Origin of the sequence: Verminephrobacter aporrectodeae subsp. tuberculatae At4 (assembly GCF_000193225.1) — a bacterium.
Taxonomy (GTDB): Bacteria; Pseudomonadota; Gammaproteobacteria; order Burkholderiales; family Burkholderiaceae_C; genus Acidovorax; species Acidovorax aporrectodeae.
Window position 1 is genome coordinate 1 of the sequence record NZ_AFAL01000544.1, and the last position, 3,470, is coordinate 3,470.

At 63.3% G+C, this 3,470-nt stretch carries 4 protein-coding genes; all 4 read right to left on the reverse strand.

Going from position 1 to position 3,470, the window contains the following annotated elements:
• Window positions 1-195: 195 nt before the first annotated feature.
• Window positions 196-510 (reverse strand): helix-turn-helix domain-containing transcriptional regulator, encoded by a 315-nt coding sequence (locus tag VTU_RS0118100; protein WP_010106806.1) that lies wholly within the window; start codon window positions 508-510, stop codon window positions 196-198.
• Window positions 507-857 (reverse strand): type II toxin-antitoxin system RelE/ParE family toxin, encoded by a 351-nt coding sequence (locus VTU_RS0118105; protein WP_010106807.1) that lies wholly within the window; start codon window positions 855-857, stop codon window positions 507-509. Before VTU_RS0118105 ends, VTU_RS0118100 begins: the two co-directional genes overlap by 4 nt.
• 355 nt (window positions 858-1,212) lie before the next feature.
• Window positions 1,213-2,466, reverse strand: coding sequence for a hypothetical protein (locus VTU_RS0118110; protein WP_010106808.1), 1,254 nt, complete (start codon window positions 2,464-2,466; stop codon window positions 1,213-1,215).
• Between the two features lie 115 nt (window positions 2,467-2,581).
• Window positions 2,582-3,470 (reverse strand): hypothetical protein (locus VTU_RS33720; RefSeq protein ID WP_010106809.1); only part of this gene is annotated, 889 nt, incomplete at its 5' end.

The following is a 3,470-nucleotide window of genomic DNA, read 5'->3' on the forward strand; positions in this document are numbered from 1 at the left end:
CGCTGCGCGCGCGCTGGGTACGCGCCTGTGGCCGTCAGTCGGGTTGGCGTGGGGCGCAAGCCGGGTCGCGGGGGCGGTGTCGGCAGGCTATTCGGTTGTCGGTTGTGTCGTGGCGTGCGCCGCGTCTGTCCGTCCGTCCGTCCATGCGCGCGTGCAGCGCTCGCGCGGGTTCGACGGGGAATCGGGGCGCTGCGTTCATGCATGCGCTGTGTCGGGGGCGGGAATCGGTTGCACCGCCAGGCGCAGGCCCATGACTTTGAGTATCGCCGATAGGCTCCGGATCTCCGGGTTGCCTTGCGCGCAGAGCGTGCGGTAGATGTGCGTTCCGTTGAGCTGCGCTTTCTCGGCTACTTTCGTCACGCCGCCAAATGCTTTTGCCATTTGGCGCAGCGCGATCAGCAGTTCTGCCTGGTCGCCGTCTTCCAGGATGCTGTTGAGCAGTTCCACTGCGTACGCCGGGTCCTTGCGCAGGATTTCGGCCATTGCGTCGTCGTGTGCCCGGTCGTTCATCGCTCTTTCTCCTGTTTCGCGTTGCTGCGCTGCCAGTTCTGCCAGTATTCGCATGCCTTTGTCATGTCGGCGTCCTGCGCGTGCTTGGTGCCGCCGCATAGCAGCAGGACTACGGTCTGCCCGGCCTGCGCGTAGTAGATGCGGTAGCCCGGCCCGGTGTCGATGCGTAGCTCCCACACCCCTTGCCTGCAGGGTTTGTGGTCGCCCAGGTTGCCCAGCTCGACGCGGTATAAGCGCCGGTCGATGGCTATCCTCGCCTTGACGTCCTTCACCTTGCTGCGCCAGTCCCCGAATACGTCGCGGCCTTCGTCGGTGATGTAGTGCTTTATCTCGAACACGCGACCCATTCTCTCTTAAAAGCGAAACCATGCCAAGAACAATGGGGCGGCTGTGGTTCTTGCTCGGGGCTCGGGGCTCGGGGCCCTTGCGTGGTCTTCGCGCGTGGCTCGCCCAGGTCGCTTGCCCGAAGGGGGGGCCATCCGATGACCGGTGCGCCGCGCCCTTGGGCCGTCAGTCGGTCCGTCGAGTCCGTCGAGTCCGTCGCCCCAGGCCACGCGCGGCGCCATGTCCGGCGCCGTGCCCGGGGGTTCGATCCGGTCTTTGGCGGCTTGGCGGCCTGGTGGCGTGCCGGATGCGTTGGTGTTGGCGGCCACCGCCTGGGGCTTCGCGCACGTGCGCCGCCAGTGCGTCGCATCGATCTCCTTACACCTTGGCGAGGCGGCTGCCGATGTGACTGTGCCCGTACTCCGCGTGCCAGTTGATTTCCAGAGAGAACAGGCCGACGTGGTTGCCCGATACCGACTCTCTGCTGCCGCCGTAGTAGGTGACGCTGTTTGGCGCCTGCTTGAAGTAGTCGCCATAGGTGCCTTGGTCGTAGGCAAGATTGGTCGCGCCGGCAACGAAGACCAGGCCCAGGTCGTAGCGCTCGGCGCTGTCGGTGGCCATCTGCACGGGGTAGCCGTTCGCCGGCGCGGTCTTGGAGGTGCTCTCGTAGGTCTGGTTGCCGTTCTTGTCCCAGATCATGTACTGCGCGTCGGCATTGGTCTTCAAGCCATCGATCATCTGCCCGAGGTTGCCCCACAGGCCCACGATGCCGCGCCAAGCGGCTCTCTTCACGGTTTCGTGGTCGGTCACCAGGGTAGTTGGGCTGGACACATGGCCTTGGCCGATCAGGCTCTGGCTGTCGGAGCCCCCCATTTCGATCAAGGCCAGCGTCTGGATCGCCGCGAGTTGGTAGATGTTCCACATGCAAAACCCGGTCACGCCTGCCGTGTTGCGTGCGTTGGCGAGCGCGCGCATGTCCTCGAAGAAGACGAGCCTGTGGACCGGGTCGTCCGAGGACTGCAACGGAAGAACATTGGCAACCGATCCCAGCTTGCTGTCGCCGTCCGCCGTGCCCTGGTACTTGCCCACCCAGTATTGGTCGATTTCGACGCCGGCGTGCATAAAGGCCGGGTGCACGCTGAAGCCGGGTACCGGCAGGTCGGAGACCATCCAGTAGCGCTTGCCGACGTAGTCACCGCGCGGGACGGTGCCGGTCTTTATATAGAACAGGGGCACTCTCACCATGGCCTGGCCGTCGATGGTCTCGTCGATCACGCCGGCGTAGGTCGGGTGCTTGTTGAAGGTTTCCCCCGTGGTGTTGATGGCCCTGTAGTTCGCGTCAATGCGCTGCCAGGTGCCGGCGCCGCCGCCCGTGGCCGTGCAGACGATGCCGACGATTTGGACGAAGCGCGTCCCCACGCTGTTGAGCGTGCGGGACACGTTGTTGAGTTTTCTGGCCATTGTGCCGATGGTGTTGCAAAGGCTGCTGTCGCCGAGCTGCGCGGCGGCAATCTCGTTCTCGAGGTACGCGAAGTTGGCGTCGATTTCCTGGTAGCGGCTGTTCCAGAGCGTGGTCAGGGTATTGGGGCCGTCGCTCGGGATGGGGGTGATGGTGTTATGTGTCAGTGCCATGGTTTAACTCCTTTTGCTGTGTGTGTAAGGAAAAACGGCGCACCTTGTGTGGTGCGCCGTTGGGGGTGGGGAAATGGGGGGTCTATTTTCATTCAGGGGTGCTGTGGTTTCTCTGTCAAAGGATAAAGGCTATCCGGGCGGTACCGAGTATCAACAAATTCCCGAACTCGCCCGAGTCCGTCCCCGTTCGCACACTGCAGAGCGTGCGCGCAAAGACCCCGGCCCTGGATCCATCCTGCCAGTCACCACCGACCAGAGGCAAACGCTCGCCATGGTTGCACATCCAGAAACCATCATCGCCAAGGTTGCTGTCAGCAACAGGGTACAGGCCCAGCGCCTTGGCGATTGCAGGAACGGTCAGGCCGGCTTTCACCCCCATGCTTTTGAAGGTGTTGCGGGTGTTGTAGCCATTGCCACCGGGGTTGGTGGGATTGGTCTTGGAGTCGGACAGGATTGCGGCCTGCGTATCGTAATTGGTCACGGCAGTTGCCGCGTCGTATTTCAGCGTGCCCGCCGTACCCGGTGCGACCAGGGCGCCGTCAGACGCCCTGATGGCCCTCCAGTGGGCGGAATCGGCGCTCTGGGATTTGGTATTGTCCGCTGCGTCGTTGTTCGGCAGTATCTGAATTTCGCCTTCGTTCAGGCGCACGCCACCAAGCCATTCCGGGAAATTTCCGGTGAGATCAGCAATACCGTGCGGCAGGCCATTGTGGCGCCACGAGGCCGGGCCCGAGCCCGTGTAGATCCAGGGGCCACCGGAGCGACCGGTCTCGTGGGGCATGGAGTGGCTCTTGCCATAGTTGGTATTGCCACGCGGCATCGTGCCGTTTTTCCAGCACCACAGCGCGATGGCCGCCCATTCGGCGTGGGTCATCATGTGCCAGCCAACGCCGTTGTTCTTGGCATACTGCTGGAACTCATCGAAGCGCCGATTGTAGTCCGGCAGCATACCGGGGATGGACAGCAGATTCTCGTCCTCGACGATGCCCTGATACTGGCCGATG

What these genes read in the sequence shown, in the direction of transcription:
- VTU_RS0118100 (WP_010106806.1), bottom strand. Translation starts at nt 510, where the DNA reads ATGAACGACCGGGCACACGACGACGCAATGGCCGAAATCCTGCGCAAG.
- VTU_RS0118105 (WP_010106807.1), bottom strand. Translation starts at nt 857, where the DNA reads ATGGGTCGCGTGTTCGAGATAAAGCACTACATCACCGACGAAGGCCGC.
- VTU_RS0118110 (WP_010106808.1), bottom strand. Translation starts at nt 2,466, where the DNA reads ATGGCACTGACACATAACACCATCACCCCCATCCCGAGCGACGGCCCC.